We start from the raw sequence: 23,501 nt of genomic DNA, 5'->3' as shown, positions 1-23,501 counted from the left end.
CTGAAAAGCACAAATATCAACAGACCCTAAAAAGCCTATTTAAAGAAGCGTTAAATATGATCGAACTCACTCAAAACCAATGGTTGTTACTTTGCGCGCTGCTGACCGCACTTTGCCTGATTCTGTTTTTTATCGGCGCACGGCGCAAGCGCGACAGCCAAGAATTGCAACAGGATTTAAATAAAAACATTGCCGATTTCAATCAGTTATTAGAAAAGTACGAAAACGTACAACAACAACGCGAAGCCCTGCAACAACAGGCGGTTCAGGCGCAAACCCGCGCCGAGGGCTTACAAGATCGGTTGGTGGAACGTGATGAAAAACTGGTTTATCTGCAAAAAGCGCTGGACGAAGAACAGCAGCGCAACGAGACGGTGAATTGCCATATCACCGAACTGAAAGAGCGGTTCGGCAGCGCGTCGGCGCAAGCCAACAGCCTGCAACAGCAGCTGCAACACAGTCAAAGTGCGGTGGAGCAACGCGAACAACAGTTGCAACAAAACCGCGCGCAACTGACCGGGTTAATCCAAGAATTAACCGAGCTAAAAACCTCGTTATCGGAAAAAGAGAAAAATTTTGCCGAGCAGCAACAGAATTTTGCCCAAACCAAACAACAACTCAGCAGCGAATTTCAAAACCTTGCCAACCGCATTTTGGAAGAGAAAAGCCAGGCTTTCCGCCAAAGCAACCAACTGTCTCTCGACAGCCTGCTGAAGCCGTTCCGCGAGCAGATCGAGGGTTTCCAAAAGCGGATCAATGAGGTGCATTCCGAAGCGATTAAAGGCAACACCGCCTTGGAAAGCGAAATCAAAAAAGTGCTGGAAATCGGCTTATCAATGTCGCAGGAAGCGAACAACCTGACTTCCGCGCTGAAAGGCAGCAAAAAAACCGCCGGCAACTGGGGCGAAATGCAACTGGAGCGTAGTTTGCAACTTGCCGGATTAATCTCCGGCGACCATTACAGTGCGCAAGAATCATTTCAAGACAGCGACGGCAAACGCCGCCAGCCGGATTTCATCGTCAAGTTGCCGGACGATAAACATTTGATTATCGACAGTAAAGTCTCGTTGCTCGATTATGAAAGTGCGGTCAGCGCCGAAGATGAAGCGCAGCAACAGCACCATTTAAGCGAACACGTCAAGGCGATTCGCAACCATATCAATGAGTTATCCAATAAAGATTACAGCAACCTAATCGGCATGCGCAGCCCGAATTTCGTGCTGATGTTTATCCCGATTGAACCGGCGTATATCGAAGCGATGAAACGCGACCGCACCTTGTTTAACGATGCCTATAATAAAAATGTGATTTTGGTGTCGCACACCACCTTAATGCCGATTTTGCGCACCGTGTCGAATTTGTGGCGGCTTGAACGCGGCAACAGCGAAGCGCGCGAAATCAGCGAACGCGCCGGCGAACTGTATAATCAAGTCAGCCTGCTCGCCGAGCGCCTGCAAAAACTGGGCGGCTCGCTCACCGCCGCCAATAACCACTACAACAACACCGTCACCGCACTGGTCGGCAATCAAGGTTTATACGGCAAAGTGGAGCGTTTCAAAACCCTGTCGGCAAAAGTGACCAAAACCTTGCCGGAAGTGGAAGTATTACAAACCAATATTGAAACGGATCGGTTGGTGGTGTTGGTTGAGGAGCGAGAGTAGCAAGTGCGGTTAAACCGCACTTTGATACTTACACTGTCGGCACACCGGAATGGAACTTAAATTCGTCGTCCGGCGAACGGATTAATTCCGCTTCCACTTGTGCGAAATGCGCCACCCGTGCGCTGATGTCTTGCCCGGCGATCTGTTCGGCTAATGTCAGGTAGTCTTGGTAATGGCGCGCTTCCGAACGCAGCAGCGAAATATAAAATTTCTCTAATTTTTCATCCAAATAGGGCGCAAGTTTGGCGAAACGCTCGCAAGAACGGGCTTCGATAAATGCACCGATAATCAGTTTATCCACCAACGTATGCGGTTCATGATTTATCACCTCGCGCATTAAGCCTTTGGCATAACGTCCGGCGCTGATGTTTGTCAGCTCAATCCCGCGTTGTTCGATAATTTCCAGCACTTGATAAAAATGGTGCAGTTCCTCTTTAATCAGCAACACCATTTTGTCGATAATCTCCGCTGCATACGGTTGCTCGCTGCGCGGTTCGATTTTTTTGCTGATTTGGCTTTTGCCTTTCAAGCTGTTGAGATCACCGATTTTGCGGTAAGCGAAATCTTCGTAAGGCTTCATCCATTGCAACAGGTTTTGATTGCTTTCGCTGTCGGCGGCGTATTTACGCAACAGAAACATCGCCGATTGTGCCGCTTTCAGCTCGCACATCATATGATCTTGCAGGATTACACTGAGATTTTGCGGCTTTTTGGCTTCGTTGATCCATGCGTCAGGGGTTTCGCATTGAAGAAATTGGTGAATCGGGGCTAGCAGTTGTCGGTACATGGTACATTTTGCCTTATAAATCTAAAACTTCCCTCCCTCCGCGCGCGGAGGGAGGTGTCCGAAGGGCGGAGGGAGGGAAGAGTCAATAATTAATGGGTTTTCAGCAAATTCCAATATTTCTCATAAAGATCAATTGCGTCGCCCACATCGGCTTGCAGCACGCCGTTTGCAATTTCACTTTTCGGTGGGAACAAGGTCGGGTTGTTGGCATCGGCTTCGTCCAATAAGGCTTTTACACCGTTATTCGGCATTGAGAAGCCCATGCTTTCAATCACCACTTTGGCGCTTTCCGGACGCAACATAAAATCAATAAATTGATAGGCGGCATCACTGTTTTTCGCACCTTTCGGAATCGCATAGTTGTCCATCCAGAAAATTGCCCCTTCTTTTGGATAAACAAAGCGGATATCCGGATTTTCCTGCTCGGCGCGGAATGCGGAACCGTTCCAAATCATGCCGATATCCACTTCGCCCTGCAAATACGGCACTTCCGGCGAATCGGAATTAAACGCCACCACATTCGGCATTAGACTTTTCAGCAATTCATACGCCTGTTTTATTTCGTTTTCATCGCTAGTGTTCGGCGAATAACCCAATAATAACAAGGCAAAATGGAATACTTCGCGCGAATCGGCGGTCAGCAACACTTTGCCTTTATATTCCGGACGCCATAAATCTTGCCAACTGCTGACCGCACTTGGGTCAATATCGGCGGCATTCACGCCGATACCGGTCAGGCCATACACATACGGCAGCGAATATACATTATTCGGGTCAAACGGTTTATCCAACAACTCTGCGCTGATGTTAGTTAAGTTGTTGATTTTACTTTTATCCAACGGCTGCAACATACCTTCTTGCGCCATTTTACCGATGTAGTAACTGGACGGAAACACCAAATCGTAGCCGCTGTCTTTGGTCAGCTTCATTTTGGAATACATTTCCTCGTTGCTTTCAAAGGTCGAATAAATCACTTCGATCCCGGTTTCTTTGGTGAAATCCGCCAATAATTTTGACGGAATATATTCGGTCCAGTTGTAAACATACAGTTTCTGTGCGAAAGCCGACGCACTGAAAAACGTCAGTGCGCCAAGCAGCAACGGTTTCAGCATACGGCTGGCAAATAATCTTTTCAATTTTCAATCCTCCGACGCCTTAACGGACAAGGCAGTATACAAGTGCGGTTAAAAGTGACACATTAGCAGGCGCAGCCAGTATAGCAAGACGAACCGGCTTTTTCTAACCGATTTTGTCGCCGACCGCCGTCCAAAGCGAATAATTAACATTTTATCCTGACAAAGTAAGAAGATTCCATATAAAATACCAGACAATACAATCACAACTGAATTTTATTTCTGAAAATAAGAAAATAGCCTATAATTCGCCTATTTTTAAATTTAAGGCTGAACGATATGTTATCTCGTAAAGATATTGCCGTTTTGGGCATGATGATTTTTTCGCTGTTTTTAGGCGCCGGCAATATTATTTTTCCGCCGATGGAAGGCTATCAAGCCGGCACGTACTGGCTATGGGCGGCACTCGGTTTTATCCTTACCGGCGTGATCATGCCGTTTATTACGCTGCTAGTGGTGTCGGTGAAAGGACGCGGTGAAGAGTTGTCGCGCGATCTGCCGCAATGGCTGGAAGTGGCGTTTTGGTCGATTTTATATCTGGTGATCGGCTCGACTTTCGCCATGCCGCGGATTACCAATGTCGCCTATGAAATGGCGTGGCAACCGCTCAACCTGTTTAACGGCGGCTATTCGCATATTCTGTTTGCGATTGTTTTTAATCTGATTGCGCTGTTTTTTATGCTCGGGCGCAGCACCATGATTTCCAGTATCGGCAAATTTATGGCACCGTTATTATTGCTGTTGCTGGCGGCAGTCGGCTTTGCGGTGATGACCAATCCTTTATCCGATATTATTTCGCCTAGCCATGCCTATGCTGACAATGCGGCGGTGGCAACCGGCTTGGTCAGCGGCTACCAAACCATGGACGTGCTGTCGGCGATGGCATTCGGCGGTATTGTGGCGCGCGCCTTGGCGGTGAAAGGGGTGGCGCAAAAAAGTGCGGTATTGAAATACGCCCTCAGTGCCGGTGTTGTGTCGGTGGTACTGCTGGCGGCGCTGTATCTGTGCCTGTTCTATTTGGGCGCAACCAGCGCCCCGGTGGCGCAGCACGCCAGCAACGGCGGACAGATTTTTTCCGCCTATGTCAACCAACTGTTCGGCAAAAGCGGTTTATTAATGATGAGCGCGATCGTGTTATTGGCAAGTTTGACCACCTTAGTCGGCGTCACCAGCGCTTGCGCCGACTATTTTTCCCAATTCCACCACCGTTTAAATTACAAATTTTTCGTCATTTTATTCAGTATCGCCACCACCGTCATCGCCGAAGCCGGCTTAACCACCCTGTTGCGGGTGACCATTCCGGCATTACTGTTGATCTATCCGATGGCGATCATGCTAGTGGCGCTACAACTGCTACGACCGCACTTGCCGAATGCCCGCTTGAGTTACCGCTCGACGATTGCCGTGGTGTTACTGTTCAGTCTCGGCGACAGCCTGAATAATCTCGGTTGGCTGCCCGCAGAAATCGATCGCTTACTCAACCACATACCGTTTTATCACCTCGGCTTAAGCTGGGCTGTACCGGCGTTAATCGCGTTGGGGTTGAGTGTGGTATTGGGACGCAAATAACAAAAAATCCCTTTCGCGCTCACGAAAGGGATTGATTGCTTAACCGAAAAAAGTCAAAGTGCGGTTTGATTAACCGGCAACGGCGATTTTTTTCATGTCGGTCATGTAACCGCGCAACTCTTGACCGATGTATTCGATCGGGTGGTTGCGGATGGCGTCATTGACATCACGCAGGGTCACGTTGTCGATTTCAACCGTAGGCGTCGCTTCGCCTAAATCGCCGCGTTGCAGGGTCGGAATGATTTTTTCGCGTAAAATCGGGGTGGCGACGTTGGCGAACAGGTAGTTCCCGTATTCGGCGGTGTCGGAAATCACCACGTTCATTTCGTATAAACGTTTGCGCGCGATGGTGTTGGCGATCAACGGCAATTCGTGCAGCGATTCGTAGTAGGCGGATTCTTCGTAGATACCGCTGGCGACCATGGTATCGAACGCCAATTCAACCCCGGCTTTGACCATTGCCACCATCACCACGCCGTTATCAAAGAATTCTTGTTCGGAGATTTTGATCCCGTCGGCTTTCGGTGCATTTTCGAACGCGGTTTTGCCGGTTTGTTCACGCCAAGTCAGCAAGTTTACGTCGTTATTCGCCCAGTCCGCCATCATGGTTGCCGAGAATTCGCCGCTGATGATGTCGTCCATGTGTTTTTCAAACAGGAACGCCAATTCGTCTTTGATTTGCTCGGACAACTCGAACGCACGCAGTTTGGCGGAGTTGGACAAACGATCCATCATCAGCGTGATCCCGCCTTGTTTTAAGGCTTCGGTGATGGTTTCCCAACCGTATTGGATTAATTTGCCCGCATATGCCGGATCTTTGCCGTCGGCGATTAATTTGTCGTAGCACACGATTGAACCGGCTTGCAACATCCCGCACAGGATGGTTTGTTCGCCCATTAAGTCGGATTTCACTTCGGCGACGAAAGAGGACGCCAAACAACCGGCACGATGACCGCCGGTCGCCGCCGCCCACGCTTTGGCAATCGCCCAACCTTCGTCTTGCGGATCATTTTCAGGGTGCACCGCAATCAAAGTCGGCACGCCGAAACCGCGTTTGTACTCTTCACGCACTTCCGTCCCCGGGCATTTCGGCGCCACCATCACCACCGTGATGTCTTTGCGGATTTGCTCGCCCACTTCGACGATATTCAAGCCGTGCGAATAGCCCAATGCCGCCCCTTGTTTCATCAACGGCATAACCGCTTGCACCACCGCCGAGTGTTGTTTGTCCGGGGTTAAGTTGATGACTAAATCCGCCGTCGGGATCAGCTCTTCATAAGTGCCGACTTTAAAGCCGTTCTCGCTGGCGCGGGTGAATGAGGCGCGTTTTTCCGCAATCGCTTCTTTACGCAACGCATAGCTCACGTCTAAGCCGGAATCACGCATATTCAAACCTTGGTTTAAACCTTGCGCGCCGCAGCCGACGATCACGATTTTTTTACCTTTCAGGTAATTCGCTTCATCGGCAAATTCTTCGCGCGCCATAAAACGGCATTGCCCCAATTGCGCTAACTGCTGACGCAGGTTCAAGGTGTTAAAATAGTTCGACATAGTCTTTTTCCTTATTTATCGGTTGAAAAAGTGTCCGAAGTGGACAAGTGAGGGCAGTATAGACTAAAATCCTGATTGCGAAAATTGATATTATTACAATCTATAATTGCATTTTGTGCAATGATTTGCGCAGAGATAGGAGGAGATGATGAAAGAAATCCAATTTTTAATTTACGACAACGGCGAACACACTGAAGTCTTGGTGCAAGATGAAACCCTGTGGGCAACACAAAAAAGCATTGCCCAGCTGTTTGGGGTGGCAAAATCAACGGTGAGCGAACACCTAAAAAATATCTTTGACGGTGGTGAGCTTGAACACAGTTCAGTTGTTCGGAAAACCCGAACAACTGCCGCTGATGGAAAAAACTACCTGACGACATTTTATAGTCTTGATGCCATTATCTCTGTCGGCTACCGAGTCAATTCCAACAAAGCCACCAAATTCCGTATTTGGGCAACGGAGATTTTGAAATCCTATATCCAAAAAGGCTTTATCGTTGATGTCGAGCGCATGAAACACGGTGAAAATGCCTTCGGTAAAGACTATTTCCGCGAATTGCTGGAAACCGTCCGCTCAATCCGCGCCAGTGAGCAACGGATTTGGAAGCAACTGACTGATATTTTCGCCGAAATTTCCTATGATTATGATAAAAATTCAACTATCACCCAACAATTTTATGCCACTGTACAAAATAAATTTCATTATTCCATTACCGGACAGACCGCTGCGGAAATTGTGTATCACCACGCCAATCAACACAAAAAACACATGGGGCTGACGACGTGGAAAAATGCCCCCGACGGGCGAATTTTACAATCTGATGTGGTGGTGGCAAAAAATTATCTTTCCGATCAGGAAATTAAAAAACTGGAACGCAATGTATCGGCATATTTCGATTATGTGGAACGGCTGTTAGAAGATGAACATTTATTGGCAATGCAGGATTTTGCCAAAAGCATTGATGATTTTTTGAGTTTCAATCGTTATGAGATTTTACAAGATAACGGCAAAATCAGCCACAAACAAGCCACGCAAAAAGCCGTTGAAGAATATCGTGCATTTAACCGACAGCAAAAGATTACGTCGGATTTCGATCGATTTATCAAACAATTGGATAAACAATAAGCCCTAGCTGAGATAATAGAAAACAAAAGTGCGGTCAGATGAATTTTCAAGAGATAAAACTGTTTTTGGATTTGGTGGAAAAGCGCAATTTCAACCAAACTGCTATGCAAAACCATATGAGCCCGTCCACCTTGTCGCGCCAAATTCAAAAAATGGAGGCGGAGCTGAAACAGCCGCTGTTTTTGCGCGATAATCGTCAGGTTCGTTTAACCGAAGCCGGTGAACTGTTTTTGCCCTATGCGCTTTCCACTTGGCAACGTTGGCAACAGATTAAAACCCAGCTACAGCCGGAGCAACAGCAACTGAGCGGCGAACTGAAACTGTATTGCTCGGTCACCGCCGCCTACAGCCACCTGCCGCCGATTTTGGAAGCCTTTCGCCGCCACTATCCAAAAGTGGAAATCAAACTCACCACCGGCGATCCGGCGAATGCGTTGGAGCAAGTGCGGTCGCAGCAGGCGGATTTGGCGTTGGTTGGCAAACCGCTGAAATTGCCGGACAATATCGATTTTCATTTTATCGATCATATCCAATTGTCGCTGATTGCGCCGCGCGTAGCTTGCCATTCCACCCGCTTATTGCAACAACGCCCGATTGATTGGGAACAGATTCCGTTTATCCTGCCGGTCGCCGGTCCGGTGCGGGAGCGGATTGATCTCTGGTTTAAGCATATGAATGTCAAACAGCCGAAAATTTACGCCTCGGTCAGCGGGCACGAGGGCATTGTGCCGATGGTGGCGCTTGGTTGCGGGGTGGCGTTGCTGCCGGATATTGTGATTAAAAACAGCCCGATGAACGGGCAGGTTTCCCATCTTGATCTGCCGCTGTCGGTCAAGCCGTTCGAGCTGGGGGTGTGCGTGCAGAAAAAACGTTTACAACAACCGTTAATCAAGGCATTTTGGGGCATTTTGTAGTACATTAAACTTACTTCTCTTCCTCCGCGTGCGGAGGGAGTACCGTTTTTCGCAAGAAAAATGGGGAGGGAGGGGCAATATGAAAATGCAACATATTACTTTTTAACATTCTTTATGCCTCCCTCCGTCCTTCGGACACCTCCCTCCGTATACGGAGGGAGGGAAATTATTAGAGAAAGAGACAAGGAGACCCAATGTTACAAGCAGTCATTTTCGATATGGACGGCATTTTGATCGACTCCGAACCAGCGTGGGAAGCGGCGAAATTCGAGGTCATGCAACGCTTATGCGGCGTGCAAATCACACAAGCCGACGCTGACGCCACCGTCGGCAAGCGGGTGGAAGATATTGCGCATAACTGGTGTAAACAATTCCATCTGCCGCAGGAAAAAGCGGCTGAGATTGCGGCGGCAATGAACAAAGCGGTGATCTATTGGATTCAACAACACGGCGAAGCACTGCCGGGCGTGCAAGGCTCGCTACAATGGCTGCAAAGCCAACGGGTTAAAGTGGCGCTTGCCTCCTCTTCCAATATGCAGGTGATTAATGCGGTGGTCGATAGCCTGCAACTGCGCGATTATTTTATTTCGCTTAATTCCGCCAACGAATTGCAATACGGTAAACCGCACCCGCAAGTGTATCTGGATACCGCGCAAAAACTCGGCGTATCGCCGTTAGACTGCTTAGCGATCGAAGATTCGGTCAATGGCGTAATTGCCGCCAAAGCGGCGCAAATGGAAGCCATCGCCATTCCGCCGCAAGCCTTGCGCGACGATCCGCGTTACACGATTGCCGACCGTCGTTTAGAGTCGCTGTTGGAGCTGCCGGCATTGTTACATGACAGAGTGGCTAAAAGTGCGGTTTAAGCTTTCGTCAATAACGTAAATCCGTTATCATCAGCCCGATTATGTTCATCTATAAGGAGATGTTATGACCCAATATGCCCTCGCCCGCACCCACAGCGGCAAGACCCTTTCGCTGACCGCCAAAATGGCGAACCGCCACGGCTTGATCGCCGGCGCAACCGGCACCGGCAAAACCATCAGCCTGCGCAAACTGGCGGAAGCCTTTAGCGACGACGGCGTGCCGGTGTTTTTGGTCGATGTCAAAGGCGATATTTCCGGCTTGGTCAAAACCGGCGAACTGCAAGGCAAAGTCGCCGAACGAATCGAACAATTTGACTTGGGCGGCGCAAGCTATTTGAGCGGCTATCCGGTCTCGTTTTGGGATGTGTTCGGCGAAAGCGGCATTCCGTTGCGCACCACCATTTCCGAAATGGGGCCGTTGCTGCTGTCGCGCTTGCTCAATCTCAACGCCACCCAAGAGGGCTTGTTGAATTTGGTGTTCCGCGTTGCCGATGATAAAGGCTTACTGCTGATTGATTTGAAAGACTTACGCGCGATGTTAAAACACGTCGCCGACAACGCCGCCACCTATCGCGTCGAATACGGCAATGTCTCCGCCGCCAGCGTCGGCGCGATTCAACGCTCGTTGCTGACTTTGGAAAACGAGGGCGCAATCAATCTGTTCGGCGAACCGGCGCTGAATTTAGACGATTGGCTGCAAACCCGTGACGGCAAAGGCGTGATCAATATTCTTAATTCAGAAAAATTGATTAATTCCACTCGCTTATACGGTGCGTTTTTATTATGGCTGATGGCAGAGCTGTTCGAGCAACTGCCGGAAGTGGGCGATCCGGAAAAGCCGAAATTTGTGATGTTCTTCGACGAAGCACACTTGCTGTTTGACGGCGCACCGACCGCACTTGTCGAAAAAGTCGAACAAGTGGTGCGCTTAATCCGTTCCAAAGGCGTGGGCGTCTATTTTGTTACGCAAAATCCGCTCGATTTGCCGGACAGCGTATTGGGGCAACTGGGCAACCGCATTCAACATGCGCTGCGTGCGTTCACCCCGCGCGATCAAAAAGCGGTCAAATCCGCCGCCGAAACGTTCCGCTCCAATCCTGAAGTGAATGTGGTCGAAGCCATTACCGCACTTGGCGTGGGCGAAGCGTTGGTGTCGTTTTTAGACGAAAAAGGGATGCCGACGCCGGTCGAAATCGCCTACATTTACCCGCCGAAAAGCCAGTTAAAACCGATCACGCTTGAAGAGCGGTCAGCTTGGGTAAAAGCCGACGATCTCTATCTGTTCTACCGCGACTATGTGGATAACGAATCGGCGTTTGAAGTGCTGACTGCCGAGCAACAAAATCTGGATGCGGTGGCGCAAAAGCAGGCAGAACAGGCGCAAGAGGAAGATAACAGTTTGGTCAACAGCCTCAGCCGCATGATCTTCGGCAGTAAAAAACGCGGCGAACAACTGACCATGACAGAACAAGTGGTGAGTAGCGTCAGTAAGAGTATCGGACGCAATATCCGCAACAAAATCACTAATCAAATTGTGCGCGGCTTATTAGGAGCGTTGAAGAAATAAATCACTACCTTAATAAATTAAGCCTTATAGATCAAATTCATTTTTAACATTCTTTATGCCTCCCTCCGTCCTACGGACACCTCCCTCCGTATACGGAGGGAGGGAAATTATTACTTTGTCATCAACCTGAGCCTTATCATAAGGCTTTTTTAGGCTGTTTTAAAAGTGCGGTCAGCCCAGTGATTTCGGATAGACCCAATCGGCTAAAATCGGTTCATGATCCGACAACGGCGTGCCGTCGGGTGTGAAGGCGGAGAGGATTTCGCTGTGCGAGCAGCGGATCTGTTTGGCGCAGAACCAATCCAGTTTTTGTTGCCGCGTTTGGCGCAAGGTGATATGCGAGTGGTGGGTGGTCACGCCGTCGGGATTGGCTTGCCAATGGTAACCAAGCTGTTCCATTGCGGCAAACAGCGGTTCGGCGCGGTGATCCAAGCCGTCGGCAAGATTGTTGCCGCTATTCAGATCGCCACCGATAATCACGGGTAAATCCGGTTTAAACTGTTGGCAGGCTTGTGTTAGGGTGCGCATTTGCTGTTCACGGTAAGTCAAATCTTGATTAACGTTGCTTTCTAAATGGGTGCTGACCACCAATAAATTCCCTTGCGAAGTCGCCACTTCTGCCAACAATGCCATGCGTCCGCCAATCCGCGCTTCACCGAAGTGATCGCCCACTTTTTGTCCGTTAAACCAATGTCCGTGATCGTCAAAACGCAACATCGCCGCTGATTTAAACGGCACTTTGCTCAGAATGGCATTGCCGTGCCAACCGTGGCGGTTGAAGTCGTCAGTTGCCAGTTTGCGTTCGATTTCACTGCCTAAATCCAACTCTAAAAATTCAACGCCGTACAGATAATACATGCCCAACTCTTTGGCTAACGCTTGGGTGGTGTGGCGTTGTTGGGTACGCGCCATGCCGTTGTCCATTTCCGATAACAGCACAATATCGGGATTATGTCGGCGCAACAAAACCGCACTTGCGCTGACATCCAAACAACGCTCCAAATTCCATGCCACAACACGAAAATGACGCGATAATTTTTGTCCTGCGCCACGATGACCGCACTCGATACTTTGCAAGCAAGGCAACTGCATATAACGCCTATGCACTTCATGATTACGCGCCGCCTGTCGGATCTCTTCAAAAACCGACTCGGGTACGCTTTCCAGTTCCGAGCATAATTGAGTAATTAACGGAATCTCCGCCCGCTCATCAAATGGTAGTGAATATGCCAGTGCCATAGCGCCTCCTTTGCTGGTATTAGTTTTGGTAAATGGCTTGCCCCGTTTCGCCGTCAAACAGATAAATATCGCGGCTGGCAACGCTAAAATACAGGGCGTCTTCCGCCGGCACATTGCTCATTTCGGTGACGGCAAGCAGCGGCTGTTTGCCTAAATTGCCGTGAATCACCCGCTGCGCGCCCAAATCCTCCACTACGCTGACCGCAAGCAAAAACGGATTTTCCACCGTCGGTTTTTGCTGAGAGAGCTGAATTTTTTCCGGACGGATTCCGATTTTAATTGTTTTGCCTTGATACTGCGGCGGCAAGTCAAAGTGCGGTTTGAAATAGTGTCCGCTCGGCAGTCGCAGACTGTCGTTGTGCAAGGTCGCTTCGAGAATATTCATCGCCGGCGAGCCCATAAAGGTGGCGACAAACAGATTTGCCGGACGGTGGTAAATCGCTTTCGGCGTGCCGATTTGTTCCACTTTACCGGCATTCAGAATCACGATTTTATCCGCCATAGTCATCGCTTCCACTTGGTCGTGAGTCACGTAAACCGCGGTGATATTTAACCGCCGTTGCAACGCTTTGATCTCCAAGCGCATGGTATTACGCAATTTGGCGTCAAGGTTGGAAAGCGGCTCATCAAACAGGAACAATTTCGGCTCGCGCACAATCGCGCGCCCCATTGCCACCCGCTGCCGTTGTCCGCCGGACAACTCTTTCGGCTTGCTATTAAGGTATTCGCTCAACTGGAGTAATTTGGCGGTTTCTTCCACCCGTTTTTGGATTTCCGCTTGCGGGTATTTGCGGTTAATCAAGCCGTACGCCAAATTTTTAAACACCGTCATATGCGGATACAGCGCGTAGTTTTGGAACACCATCGCAATATTGCGATCCGCCGGTTCAAGATCGTTAATCCGCTCGTCGGCGAGATACATATCGCCGGACGTGATCGATTCCAAGCCGGCAATCATGCGTAACAGCGTGGATTTACCACAGCCGGACGGCCCGACAAACACCACAAACTCCCCGGCTTCAATGCTGATATTGGCATTGTGGGTTGCCGCTTTGCCGTTGGGATAAATTTTGCTTACGTTTTTGATTTCTAATGCTGACATCTTTTTTCTCTCTTTTATTTGTCGGAATCAACCAAGCCTTTGATAAACCATTTTTGGAACAGCACCACCACCAATACCGGCGGCGCAATCGACAACACCGCCAGCGCAAATGCGCGGTTATAAGCCGGAATTTTGCCGTCGTCCAACACATTGATGATGTCTTTAATCCCCAGTAACAGAGTTTTGAAACTCTCGTCGGTGGTCATTAAAATCGGCCATAAATACTGATTCCAACCGACCACAAACATAATGATAAAAATCGCCGCAATCATCGCTTTCGACAGCGGCAGCAAAATATCAATGAAAAAGCGCCACGGGCCGGCGTTATCCATTTTCGCCGCTTCGATTAATTCATCGGGAATCGACAGAAAAAATTGGCGGAAGAAAAACGTCGCGGTCGCCGAAGCAATCAGCGGCAAAATCAGCCCGGTATAGCTGTTGACCATGCCCAGTTGCGCCACGATTTCATAAGACGGGATAATCCGCACTTCCAACGGCAACAACAACGAGCTGAAAATAATCCAAAACAGGAAAGTGCCCATCGGGAAGCGGAAATAGACAATCGCATACGCCGCCAACATCGAGATAACGATTTTACCAATCGCAAAACCAAAACCCAGAATCAGTGAGTTTTTCAACATCAGCAAACCACTGGCGCCTTTGATTTGCACCGAGGTGTCGTTTAAAAATACGCTGGATGAACCGAACAGCAACTCTTTGTAAGTGCTGATAAATTCATCGCCGAACCAAAATTGAATGCCGTTGCGCGCCAGATATTCCGCACTGTGTGTGGAGGAAGTGAGCGCTAACCACACCGGCAGCATTAAGAAAATCACGCCGGTGATTAAAATAAAATGGTCGAAAAATTTTGTTTTCATCGTTATTCCTCAAACGCCCGCTAATAGTGAATTTTCTTTTCTAAGAAACGGAACTGCACCACCGTCAGCAACATCACGAAAATCATCAAGATCACCGACTGCGCCGAACTGCCCCCCAGATCCGCCCCCAAGAAACCGTCTTGATAAATTTTATACACCAGCGTCGAGGTTTCGCCGCTCGGGCGCCCGCGGGTCAGGGTGTCGATAATGCCGAAGGTTTCGAAAAACGCATAAGTGATATTGATTACCAATAAGAAAAAAGTGGTCGGCGCTAACAGCGGAAAGGTAATCGTCCAGAAACGTTTGCTGCGGCTTTTGCAGTCAATCGCCGCCGCTTCCTTCACCGAATTGGGAATGCCTTGCAAACCGGCGATAAAATAGACGAAATTCACGCTCACCTGTTTCCACACCGAAATCAGCACCAGCGCAAGAGTGGCGTCAACGCCGTCCAGTTTATGATCGAACGCCCACATTTGGTTCAACAGTTTATACATCGGTCCGACATGGGAATCGAACAAAAATACGGCAAGCAACCCCGCCACTGCCGGCGCGATGGCGTAAGGCCAGATAATCAGGGTTTTATAACTGTTTTTGGCACGGATCACCTGATCGGCTTTCACCGCCAGCAGCAGCGCAATCGCCAATGAGAAAAAAGTGACCAACACGGAAAAAATAATCGTGAAGCGAAACGATTTGTAATAATTGGGATTACTCAACACATCAATGTAATTTTGCCAACCGACAAAGGTCGAGCTGAAACCGAACGGATCTTCCAAATAGAAGCTCATATTCAGCGATTGCAGCGCCGGCCAAACAAAGAAAATGGCGATAATCAGCAATTGCGGCGCAATAAACAGATAAGGTAATGCAGAATGTTTAAAGGTTCTTTTATTCATCTTGTGATCCTAAAAATCAAACAACCGAAAAATATTCCCTCCCGCCGTAAACGGAGGAGGTGTCCGAAGGACGAAGGAAGGGAAAAGGCTTTTCAGCCAAAACCGCACTTTGGGTTATTTGACGGTTTGTGCAAAACGCGACAGCAATTGGTTACCATCTCTTTCAATCACCGTCAGCGCTTGATCCACCTCGGTGCCGCCAGTAAACATTTTAGTCACTTCGCTGCGAATCACTTCACGGGTTTGCGGATAGAAGCCCAAACGGTAGCCTTTGGTCCATTCGCCGCCCGGTAAATTCAACTGTAAAATGCCGGTTTCCGCCGCCGGTTCTTGCTGATAGTAACCTTCGACTTTCACTTTTTCGTACGCGGCGGTGGTGATCGGCACATAGCCGGTCTCTTTATGCCAATCAGCCTGCACCTCGGCACTGCTCAAGAATTTGAAGAAGTCGGTAGAACAAGCATTCTGCTCTTTCGATTTACCGGAGAAGGCAAATAGCGCCGCCCCGCCGATAAAGGTGTTGTACTCTTTGCCTTTGGTGATCGAATCCCAGTACGGCAGATAGGTTGTGCCGAAATCAAAATCGGCTTGGGTTTTAATGCCGCCGAATGAACCGCTTGAACCTAACCACATCGCCACTTCGCCTTTCTCAAACGGGGTTTGGTTGTCGCCCCAACCTTCGCCGTAGTAGCCGTAATAACCTTTGTCTTTCCACTCTTTGAATTTACTCAGGTGCATTTTCAGATCAGGGTTGTTGTAGTTCAATTTGCTTGCCGGTGCGTCAAAACCGTTGTTTTGATCGGCTAATTGCAAGTTATGGCGCGAATGGAAGTTTTCAAACAAAATCCATGGCGAATGGGATTGCGACAATGCGATATAACCGGCTTGTTTCAATTTTTCCGCTACGCCCTCGAATTCTTCCCAGGTTTTCGGCGGTTGCACACCGGCTTTAGCGAGCGCGTCTTTGTTAAAATAGAGAATCACGGTTGAGGAGTTGAACGGCATGCCGATCATTTTGCCTTGGCTGTCGGCATAGAAGTTACGAATACCCGGCAGATAATCATTTTTATCAAATGCCACGCCGCTTTCGGCAAACAGATCGGCAACCGGCGTCAATGCGCCCTTGGCGTTGATGATGGTTGCCGAACCGGCTTCATACACTTGGATAATATTCGGGGCTTGTTTGGCACGGAAAGCGGCAATGCCGGCGGTTAATAATTCTTCATAGCTGCCTTTATAAATCGGATCGATTTTACATTGGTGTTGCGCAGCGTTATAAGTCGCCGCAATTTTGTTGACAGTTTCCCCCAACTGCCCTCCCATCGCATGCCACCAAGTAATATCCGTTGCGGCTGACGCAGAGAAAGAAACAGTTGCTGTCGCCAGTGCGCTAATCAAAAGTGATTTGTTAAACATAAACAGTCCTTCAGTGAATTCGAAAATTAATCGCTCGACATTGAGCCGAATCACTGTAGCAAAGAAGTGTTACATTTTGATGACAATATAAAACTGGCATTTTTTCCAAAATTACGATCGGGATCGAGAAAATCGTTATCCGTTATTGGCAACTTTTCATTTTTATTGATAACTCTGCTGACTTGATAAATTTAATTGCACATAAGAGTTGTACATTGTACAATTTCGAATTGAGGATTTTGGTGTTATGCGCTATCTGACGTTTATTGAACTGAGCCCGTTTTCCAAACGACGAGCTGACCTATTGAGTGATGATGAATTCCAAGCACTACAGCAATATTTGTTGGAGAATCATAGCCTGGGAAAATATTTGCAACACACCGGCAGCTGTCAAAAAATACGTTGGGCAAGTCACAATAACCAAGGAAAAAGCAGTGGCGTGCGGATTATCTATTACCATGTCGGCACGAAAGGGCGGCTATATCTCTTGCTGATTTACCCTAAAAATGCACAGGATAATTTAACCCAAGCCGAAAAAGCATTAATGAAACAAATTACTGATAAATTGAGCCAAGAAAAGGAATAAGTATGGATAAAGCCCTGTTTAATGACTTACTCACAGGTTTAAACGAAATGGTCGAGATTGAGAATGGTATAAAGCAGGCAAATGCTGATGCTGTACACGTTCATCAAATTCCTGATGTAAAAAAAATTCGCGCTACAACCTGTTTAAAGCAGCAAGAGTTTGCCGAGGCACTTGGAGTCAGTTTGGCGTTGGTGCAATCTTGGGAAACCCTGCGCCGTGTTCCCAGTGGTTCGGCAAGAAAATTATTACTGATGTTGGAACTGAAGCCCGATTTAATCTCGGCATTAAAAGTGATTTGACATAAAAGTAAACCCACATCAAAACCATTGGCATAAGGTGCGCTTGGCGGTAAACTTAATGCCGATATTGCGGTCTAAAAATTGATCTTCAATATAAAAAACAAAGACCAACACCTATGGAGTTGATGTGAAATTATTACCATGGCAGTCATTCACAGGGAAAGTGAACGGACGCTTAGCGAAAATTTTTCTGTTAGCGTTCGCCGCCCTCGCGCAAACCGCACTTGCGGATACGGATAACAAGACGCAAACACCGCAGCAACAACAAACGGTATTATTGCGGGTGCAAGGGATTACCAATCCGGAACTGAGTAACAATGTCAGAATCCACCTGTCGCAGTTGAGCAACGATGAAGCGGACGGTTCGGAACGCTATCAATATCTGGTCAGCCAGACCATTGAAAATGCCCTGCGTGCGTTAGGCTATTTTAATAATCAAATCACTTTCCGCTTGCAAACCCGCCCCGCACCGGCGAAAGATTTGCTGTTTGCCGATGTGGTATTGGCACAGCCGGTGAAAAACGCCGCCCCCGAGATTCAAATTTTGGGCGACGCCAATCTTGATCCCGAATTTATTGCGTTGAATAAAACCCTGCCGCCGGTCGGTGCGGTCTTAAATCAAGGCGAATATGACGACTATAAATCCTCGCTGCAAAGTCTCGCGGCAAAGCGCGGTTACTTTGACGCCGATTTTGTGCTGTCGCAACTGTTGGTCACCCCGGACGAACATGAAGCGGTGTGGCACATTGTGTTTAATAGCGGCAAGCGTTATCACTATGGCTCGGTCAATTTTAAGCATTCGCAAATCCGTGAAGACTACCTGCGCAATATGCTGCCGATCGAAGCCGGCGAACCTTATCTGATTAACGATTTGTCCACCCTCACCTCCAACTACAGTTCCAGCAACTGGTTCAGCTCGGTGTTGTTGGAACCGCACTTGGACGCCGACGCCAAACGGGTCGATCTGGATGTGTTATTGCGTCCGAAAAAGAAAAACAGTATGGAGCTGGGGATCGGCTATTCGACCGATGTCGGACCGCGACTGCAAGTCGGTTGGACCCGTCCGTGGATTAACAGCCGCGGGCACAGCTTCCGCAGCAATCTGTATCTGTCAGCGCCGCAACAAACCGTAGAAGCAACCTACCGTATGCCATTGCTTGCCAATCCGATGAATTACTACTATGAATTCTCCGGCGGGATGGAACGGGAAGATAACAACGATACCAAATCCAATACCGTGACCCTCGCCGGCTTGCGCTATTGGAACCACAGCAGCGGCTGGCAATATTTTGCCGGCGTACGCGCCCGTTACGACGACTTCACCCAAGCAGGTGTGTCGCATAAAACCTTCCTGCTCTATCCGACCGTCGGTTTTAACCGCACTCGGATACGCGGCGGCATGTTCCCAAGCTGGGGCGATGCACAAAATGTCACCTTTAACCTCGGGCGCAAGCTGTGGATGTCAGATGTGGACTTTTTCAGCGTGCGGGCTTCCTCTGCCTGGATCCGCACTTACGCCGCTAATCACCGTTTTTTGGTACGGTTTGAAGTCGGTTACTTGAACACCAAAGAATTGGCACGCATTCCTCCCGCCTTACGCTATTTCGCCGGCGGCGACCGCAGTATTCGCGGTTACGGCTATAAAAAAGTCTCACCGAAAGATAAAGACGGCAAACTGGTCGGCGCCTCACGCTTGGCGATTGCCAATTTCGAATATCAATATCAGGTCTATCAAGACTGGTGGGCGGCGGTGTTTTACGACACCGGCTTGGCGGCGAATACCTTCTCCCGCGCCGAATTACGTTCCGGGGCGGGGATCGGTGTGCGTTGGGCATCACCGATCGGTGCCGTCAAATTCGATATCGCCACGCCAATCAACGACAAAGACAACAGTAAAAATATTCAATTTTATATCGGGCTAGGAACAGAGTTGTAATGAAAAACACACAAACGGCGCAAAGCACCGCAGCAACCGACATCACTGACGGCACAGCACATCACGGACCGCAAACCGAAGCGCACACCGCAATCAAGAAAAAACACAAGTGCGGTTGGCGCAAATGGTTATGCTCCGCTGCCATTGCACTGCTGTTACTGTTGGCGCTGTTAGTCGGTTTGATTGGCAGCGGTTACGGACAACGCGCGCTGCTGAAATTGGCGGATCATCTGCTGGAGGAGCTGCAAATCGAACAAGTCAGCGGCAATTTGAGTGACGGTCTCGTCTTACACCATCTCGAATACCACAGCGACGGGATCGGCGTCGCAGTCGGCGAAGCCCGCGCGCAACTGCAATTTTCCTGTTTATGGCAGCGCAAACTGTGTCTTGACGATGTCTCGCTAAAACAAGTGGCGGTCGGAGTGGATACCGCATTGTTACCGCCGTCCGAACCACGCGAACCGTCATCCGACGGAATACGACGACTCACGCTGCCGCTGGCGGTCGAGATCCGCAATGTCAGCTTGCAAGAGGTGAATACCAAAGTCGATCACATGCGCTTTGCGCTACAGCAATTCCAAACCGCACTTTCACTCGATAATCAGCAAGGCTTGACGATTCAGCCGACTCAAATTGAAAAATTCAGCGTAACGATGGCAGAAAATCCGGCGTCGGCGAAAGAAGAAGATAAAACCGCTGAAACGGCGCAAACCGCGGCAGTGACCGACTGGGACGCCTTACGCCGGCAACTGGCAAAACCGCTGTTAGCCGAGTTGCAACAAGTCACCCTGCCGTTTGATATTCATCTGCTAGGCTTACACGGGCGTGACTGGCACTACCGCGAATCGTGGGAGAACGGCTTGGATATCGCGGTTCCAAGCGTCGATCTGATTGCCGACGCAACCGGCTACCAAGTGCAATTACAGCAATTGACGCTGAACAGTGATTTGCTTGATATCGACGGCAAAGGCAATATCCGTTTGGAACAGGATTTCCCACTGGACTTGCAGCTAAGCGCGGAAATTTATCCGTTGTTGCAAGGCGAAGAACTGCTGTTGCCGCAAAGTGCGGTTACACTCAATCTCAGCGGCGCGCTGAAACAAACCACGCAGTTACAGTTCACGACCCAAGGCGCGGCGGATATGCGTTTGGACGGGAAAATCCAACTGAATCAAGCGCATAATCCGTTACAACTGACCCTGAAAAGCCCGCAATTCGAGTATCCGTTTGCAACGCGAAACCAAGGCGACGAACAAGCCAAAGATAAGCCGGACGTGCGCTTGCAGGATCTTGAACTGCAACTGGACGGCAATTTGTCGCAATACCACATCGCCCTCGACAGCCAAATCAGCGGCGTGGATATTCCGCCCGCCAAAGTCAGCCTGAATGCCGACGGCACGATTAGCGATTTAGAGATTCAAGCCTTGTTAATCGAAGCGCTCAACGGCAATGCCGAATTAAACGGCAAACTGGCATGGCATGACGGCGTCAGCTGGCAAAGTGCGGTCAAACTCGCCAATATCGACACCCGCAGCTATCTGCCGCAATGGGCGGCGGTGCTGAACGGCGGCTTAACCACGCAGGGGCAGGCTAAGGGCGACAGTTGGCAGCTGGCGATTGACGAACTGGCGATTGACGGACGGCTAAACAATCAGCCGTTACAACTCAGCGGCAAACTGCACAGCAACGATCAACGCGTGCTGGATGCGAAACAAGTCAAACTGGTTTACGGCAACAACACTATGTTACTCAACGGGCATTTGGATCAGGAATCCGATCTGCAAGCGCAGATTAATGCGCCCAATTTGGCAGGCTTGCTACCGCACTTGTCTGCCTCACTAAACGGCAATATCCATATTCAAGGCAGCCTGCAAAAACCGTCCGCCGATCTGGATTTGGTCAGTAAAAATATTGATTACCAAGACTTCCGCCTGCGCAATTTCAGCGCCAAAGGGCGTTTGACCATGGACGAGATCATTGCCGGTGCCCTGTACTTAAACCTAGACTCGTTCAAATACGGCGATGTCACGCTACAGCAAACCAAACTGATTGCCGAAGGCAATGAAAAAAATCACAAACTGAATCTGCGCACCCAAGGCGAACCGGTCTCCGGCACCTTGAATATTTACGGCGGCTTTGATCGCGCCAACGAAATTTGGCAAGGCACGCTCAGCCAAGTGCGGTTACACTCGCCGGTCGGCAACTGGAACAATAATCAAAACGTGGCGGTGCGTTTCGACGTTAAGCAAAACAACGCCAATGTTGCCGCCCATTGTTGGCTGAACCAACAGGCGCAACTCTGTTTCCCGCAGCCGTTTACCGCGGGCAACAACGGGAACATTCCGTTTGAGCTGAAACAGATTAATTTAGCGATGGTGAACGAATTTCTGGATAACAACAGTCAAGCTTCGGGCATTATTGACGGCAGCGGCAAAGTGGCATGGCATAGCGACAAACCGTTTGAATTGGAGCTGGCACTCACCAGCAACCAACTGGGGTTCAAACATCGGATTGACTACCGCACTTTCCAGATTGCGCTCAACCGGCTCAAGATCAACAGCCAGATTCAGAACAATAACCTGCTGCTCAAAGCGGAAACCGAGATCAATCAAAACGGCAAATTGGCAACCAATCTCACCCTGACCGATTTGGCGAATAGCCGCGGTTTATCCGGCGATCTGAACCTGCAGGATTTCAATCTGAATCTGCTCAACCAGCTGCTCGCCAAAGGCGAAAACGTGCAAGGCTTGGTCAACAGCCGCTTGCGTTTTGGCGGCGATTTGCAAGCGCCGCTGTTGAACGGGCGTTTCGATATCACCGGCATTCGCACCAAGCTGTTCTCAACCCCGTTCCAAGTCAGTGACGGACAGCTGAACATCGCCTTCAACGGCACATCGTCCACTTTAAACGGCACGCTAAAAACACCGGACAGCCAACTGAACCTGAACGGCGACGCCTCATGGCGCACGCTCGAACAGTGGCAGGCACGGATCGCAGCCCAAGCCAACCGTTTCAAACTGGATATGCCCGGCATTGCCAAAATCGAAGTCAGCCCGAATGTCGAAGCCAATATTAATCCGCAGCTGCTCAATCTGACCGGCAATGTCGATGTGCCGTGGGCGCGGATTACGATTGAACAACTGCCGGAAAGTGCGGTCGGCGTCAGCGGCGATCTGGTGATTGTCGACGGCAAAAACAAAGTGGAGATTCGCAAAGCGTTGCAGCAACAGGCACTGGCGCGCCAAGCGGGCATGGCGGTGTCGTCCAACATTACCGTGAATATCGGCAATGATGTGTTTCTCGACGCCTACGGCTTAAAAGCCAACCTGAACGGAACGTTGGCGGTACGGCAAGAGAAAACCTTGGGGCTGTACGGACAAGTCAATATCCAAAACGGCCGCTATGCCTCATTCGGACAGGATTTATTAATCCGGCGCGGACAAATCAGCTTTTCCGGTTTGGCGTCGCAGCCGTTCTTGAATATCGAAGCCATCCGTAATCCGGAAGCGATGGAAAACAGTAAAATCGTCGCCGGCATTAAAGTGACCGGCATTGCCGATCAACCCGATGTGTCGGTCTTTTCCGAACCGGGCATGTCGCAGGACGAAGCCCTTTCCTACCTGTTGACCGGACGCGGTTTGGATAACAGCGGCGACTCCGCTTCCAGCGCCTCGATTGGCGCCGCAATGTTGGGCTTGGGCTTATCCAAGAGCGGCAAACTGGTCGGCGGTATCGGCGAAGCGTTTGGAATCAGCGATTTAACGCTGGATACCGCCGGTATCGGCGACAACTCGCAAGTGGTGGTCAGCGGCAATATCACCCCGCGTCTGCAAATCAAATATGGGGTCGGCTTGTTTCAACCGTTGGCAGAATTAACTTTACGATATAAAATAATGCCGCAACTGTTTTTACAATCGGTATCGGGGGTAAGCCAAGCTGTTGATTTGTTGTACCAATTTGAATTTTAAATCAAGA

The 23,501-nt window shown here is 49.5% G+C and carries 18 protein-coding genes; 10 read left to right on the top strand and 8 right to left on the bottom strand.

What is annotated here, in order from left to right; all coding sequences use genetic code 11:
- The first annotated feature begins 56 nt into the window (after window positions 1–56).
- Window positions 57–1,661 carry a DNA recombination protein RmuC gene (rmuC, locus tag ACQ31U_RS05580; protein ID WP_431054085.1) on the top strand — a complete coding sequence of 535 codons (1,605 nt, stop codon included), beginning with the start codon at window positions 57–59 and terminating at the stop codon, window positions 1,659–1,661.
- Between the two features lie 28 nt (window positions 1,662–1,689).
- On the opposite strand, the gene miaE is transcribed toward rmuC, so the two are convergent.
- Both miaE and ACQ31U_RS05570 read right to left on the bottom strand, forming a co-directional pair.
- Window positions 1,690–2,448 carry a tRNA isopentenyl-2-thiomethyl-A-37 hydroxylase MiaE gene (gene miaE / locus ACQ31U_RS05575; protein WP_431054084.1) on the bottom strand — a complete coding sequence of 253 codons (759 nt, stop codon included), beginning with the start codon at window positions 2,446–2,448 and terminating at the stop codon, window positions 1,690–1,692.
- A gap of 89 nt (window positions 2,449–2,537) precedes the next feature.
- Entirely contained in the window at window positions 2,538–3,584 is a 1,047-nt protein-coding gene (locus ACQ31U_RS05570; RefSeq protein ID WP_431054083.1) for an extracellular solute-binding protein, read from the bottom strand.
- A 276-nt stretch (window positions 3,585–3,860) separates the two neighbouring features.
- Between ACQ31U_RS05570 and brnQ the strand changes: the two genes are divergently transcribed.
- Window positions 3,861–5,150 carry a branched-chain amino acid transport system II carrier protein gene (gene brnQ / locus ACQ31U_RS05565; protein ID WP_431054082.1) on the top strand — a complete coding sequence of 430 codons (1,290 nt, stop codon included), beginning with the start codon at window positions 3,861–3,863 and terminating at the stop codon, window positions 5,148–5,150.
- A gap of 69 nt (window positions 5,151–5,219) precedes the next feature.
- Here the strand turns inward: brnQ and ilvC are convergent, their stop codons facing one another.
- Window positions 5,220–6,701: a ketol-acid reductoisomerase gene (ilvC, locus tag ACQ31U_RS05560; protein WP_431054081.1), complete on the bottom strand. Its 1,482-nt coding sequence runs from the start codon at window positions 6,699–6,701 to the stop codon at window positions 5,220–5,222.
- Window positions 6,702–6,846: 145 nt separating this feature from the next.
- On the opposite strand from ilvC, the gene rhuM reads away from it, so the two are divergent.
- The 4 genes from rhuM to ACQ31U_RS05540 all read left to right on the top strand — a co-directional run bounded on the left by rhuM (window position 6,847) and on the right by ACQ31U_RS05540 (window position 11,174).
- Window positions 6,847–7,827, top strand: coding sequence for a RhuM family protein (gene rhuM, locus ACQ31U_RS05555; protein ID WP_431054080.1), 981 nt, complete (start codon window positions 6,847–6,849; stop codon window positions 7,825–7,827).
- A gap of 38 nt (window positions 7,828–7,865) precedes the next feature.
- The gene (ilvY, locus tag ACQ31U_RS05550) at window positions 7,866–8,741 is read left to right on the top strand and encodes an HTH-type transcriptional activator IlvY (protein ID WP_431054079.1); all 876 of its coding nucleotides are present in this window, start codon (window positions 7,866–7,868) and stop codon (window positions 8,739–8,741) included.
- Between the two features lie 194 nt (window positions 8,742–8,935).
- Entirely contained in the window at window positions 8,936–9,607 is a 672-nt protein-coding gene (hxpB, locus tag ACQ31U_RS05545; RefSeq protein WP_431054078.1) for a hexitol phosphatase HxpB, read from the top strand.
- 64 nt (window positions 9,608–9,671) lie between these two features.
- The gene (locus ACQ31U_RS05540; protein WP_431054077.1) at window positions 9,672–11,174 is read left to right on the top strand and encodes a helicase HerA-like domain-containing protein; all 1,503 of its coding nucleotides are present in this window, start codon (window positions 9,672–9,674) and stop codon (window positions 11,172–11,174) included.
- A 171-nt stretch (window positions 11,175–11,345) separates the two neighbouring features.
- Here ACQ31U_RS05540 and ACQ31U_RS05535 read toward each other — a convergent pair whose 3' ends face one another.
- The 5 genes from ACQ31U_RS05535 to ACQ31U_RS05515 form a co-directional block, all read right to left on the bottom strand.
- Window positions 11,346–12,413, bottom strand: a complete 1,068-nt coding sequence (locus ACQ31U_RS05535; protein ID WP_431054076.1) for an endonuclease/exonuclease/phosphatase family protein — start codon at window positions 12,411–12,413, stop codon at window positions 11,346–11,348.
- Window positions 12,414–12,432: 19 nt separating this feature from the next.
- Window positions 12,433–13,515 (bottom strand): ABC transporter ATP-binding protein, encoded by a 1,083-nt coding sequence (locus ACQ31U_RS05530; RefSeq protein WP_431054075.1) that lies wholly within the window; start codon window positions 13,513–13,515, stop codon window positions 12,433–12,435.
- A 14-nt stretch (window positions 13,516–13,529) separates the two neighbouring features.
- Window positions 13,530–14,393, bottom strand: coding sequence for an ABC transporter permease subunit (locus ACQ31U_RS05525; RefSeq protein WP_431054074.1), 864 nt, complete (start codon window positions 14,391–14,393; stop codon window positions 13,530–13,532).
- Between the two features lie 20 nt (window positions 14,394–14,413).
- On the bottom strand, window positions 14,414–15,289 hold the full coding sequence (locus ACQ31U_RS05520; RefSeq protein WP_431054073.1) for an ABC transporter permease subunit: 876 nt from the start codon (window positions 15,287–15,289) through the stop codon (window positions 14,414–14,416).
- A gap of 114 nt (window positions 15,290–15,403) precedes the next feature.
- Window positions 15,404–16,705 (bottom strand): extracellular solute-binding protein, encoded by a 1,302-nt coding sequence (locus tag ACQ31U_RS05515; protein ID WP_431054072.1) that lies wholly within the window; start codon window positions 16,703–16,705, stop codon window positions 15,404–15,406.
- 247 nt (window positions 16,706–16,952) lie between these two features.
- On the opposite strand from ACQ31U_RS05515, the gene ACQ31U_RS05510 reads away from it, so the two are divergent.
- The 4 genes from ACQ31U_RS05510 to tamB all read left to right on the top strand — a co-directional run bounded on the left by ACQ31U_RS05510 (window position 16,953) and on the right by tamB (window position 23,494).
- Window positions 16,953–17,291: a hypothetical protein gene (locus ACQ31U_RS05510; RefSeq protein WP_431054071.1), complete on the top strand. Its 339-nt coding sequence runs from the start codon at window positions 16,953–16,955 to the stop codon at window positions 17,289–17,291.
- A 2-nt stretch (window positions 17,292–17,293) separates the two neighbouring features.
- On the top strand, window positions 17,294–17,590 hold the full coding sequence (nadS, locus tag ACQ31U_RS05505; RefSeq protein WP_431054070.1) for a NadS family protein: 297 nt from the start codon (window positions 17,294–17,296) through the stop codon (window positions 17,588–17,590).
- A 163-nt stretch (window positions 17,591–17,753) separates the two neighbouring features.
- On the top strand, window positions 17,754–19,526 hold the full coding sequence (tamA, locus tag ACQ31U_RS05500) for an autotransporter assembly complex protein TamA (RefSeq protein WP_431054287.1): 1,773 nt from the start codon (window positions 17,754–17,756) through the stop codon (window positions 19,524–19,526).
- A complete protein-coding gene (gene tamB, locus ACQ31U_RS05495; protein WP_431054069.1) occupies window positions 19,526–23,494 on the top strand; it encodes an autotransporter assembly complex protein TamB in 3,969 nt (1,322 codons plus the stop codon). The genes tamA and tamB overlap by 1 nt, the downstream gene beginning before the upstream one ends.
- The last annotated feature ends 7 nt before the right edge of the window (window positions 23,495–23,501 follow it).

Source organism: Testudinibacter sp. TW-1 (genome assembly GCF_050613185.1).
GTDB lineage: Bacteria > Pseudomonadota > Gammaproteobacteria > Enterobacterales > Pasteurellaceae > Chelonobacter.
This window is presented reverse-complemented; position numbering and strand designations above follow the sequence as displayed.

Coding starts and splice junctions, on each gene's coding strand:
- rmuC (WP_431054085.1), top strand. CDS start 57: ATGATCGAACTCACTCAAAACCAATGGTTGTTACTTTGCGCGCTGCTG.
- miaE (WP_431054084.1), bottom strand. CDS start 2,448: ATGTACCGACAACTGCTAGCCCCGATTCACCAATTTCTTCAATGCGAA.
- brnQ (WP_431054082.1), top strand. CDS start 3,861: ATGTTATCTCGTAAAGATATTGCCGTTTTGGGCATGATGATTTTTTCG.
- ilvC (WP_431054081.1), bottom strand. CDS start 6,701: ATGTCGAACTATTTTAACACCTTGAACCTGCGTCAGCAGTTAGCGCAA.
- rhuM (WP_431054080.1), top strand. CDS start 6,847: ATGATGAAAGAAATCCAATTTTTAATTTACGACAACGGCGAACACACT.
- ilvY (WP_431054079.1), top strand. CDS start 7,866: ATGAATTTTCAAGAGATAAAACTGTTTTTGGATTTGGTGGAAAAGCGC.
- hxpB (WP_431054078.1), top strand. CDS start 8,936: ATGTTACAAGCAGTCATTTTCGATATGGACGGCATTTTGATCGACTCC.
- ACQ31U_RS05540 (WP_431054077.1), top strand. CDS start 9,672: ATGACCCAATATGCCCTCGCCCGCACCCACAGCGGCAAGACCCTTTCG.
- ACQ31U_RS05535 (WP_431054076.1), bottom strand. CDS start 12,413: ATGGCACTGGCATATTCACTACCATTTGATGAGCGGGCGGAGATTCCG.
- ACQ31U_RS05530 (WP_431054075.1), bottom strand. CDS start 13,515: ATGTCAGCATTAGAAATCAAAAACGTAAGCAAAATTTATCCCAACGGC.
- ACQ31U_RS05525 (WP_431054074.1), bottom strand. CDS start 14,393: ATGAAAACAAAATTTTTCGACCATTTTATTTTAATCACCGGCGTGATT.
- ACQ31U_RS05520 (WP_431054073.1), bottom strand. CDS start 15,289: ATGAATAAAAGAACCTTTAAACATTCTGCATTACCTTATCTGTTTATT.
- ACQ31U_RS05515 (WP_431054072.1), bottom strand. CDS start 16,705: ATGTTTAACAAATCACTTTTGATTAGCGCACTGGCGACAGCAACTGTT.
- ACQ31U_RS05510 (WP_431054071.1), top strand. CDS start 16,953: ATGCGCTATCTGACGTTTATTGAACTGAGCCCGTTTTCCAAACGACGA.
- nadS (WP_431054070.1), top strand. CDS start 17,294: ATGGATAAAGCCCTGTTTAATGACTTACTCACAGGTTTAAACGAAATG.
- tamB (WP_431054069.1), top strand. CDS start 19,526: ATGAAAAACACACAAACGGCGCAAAGCACCGCAGCAACCGACATCACT.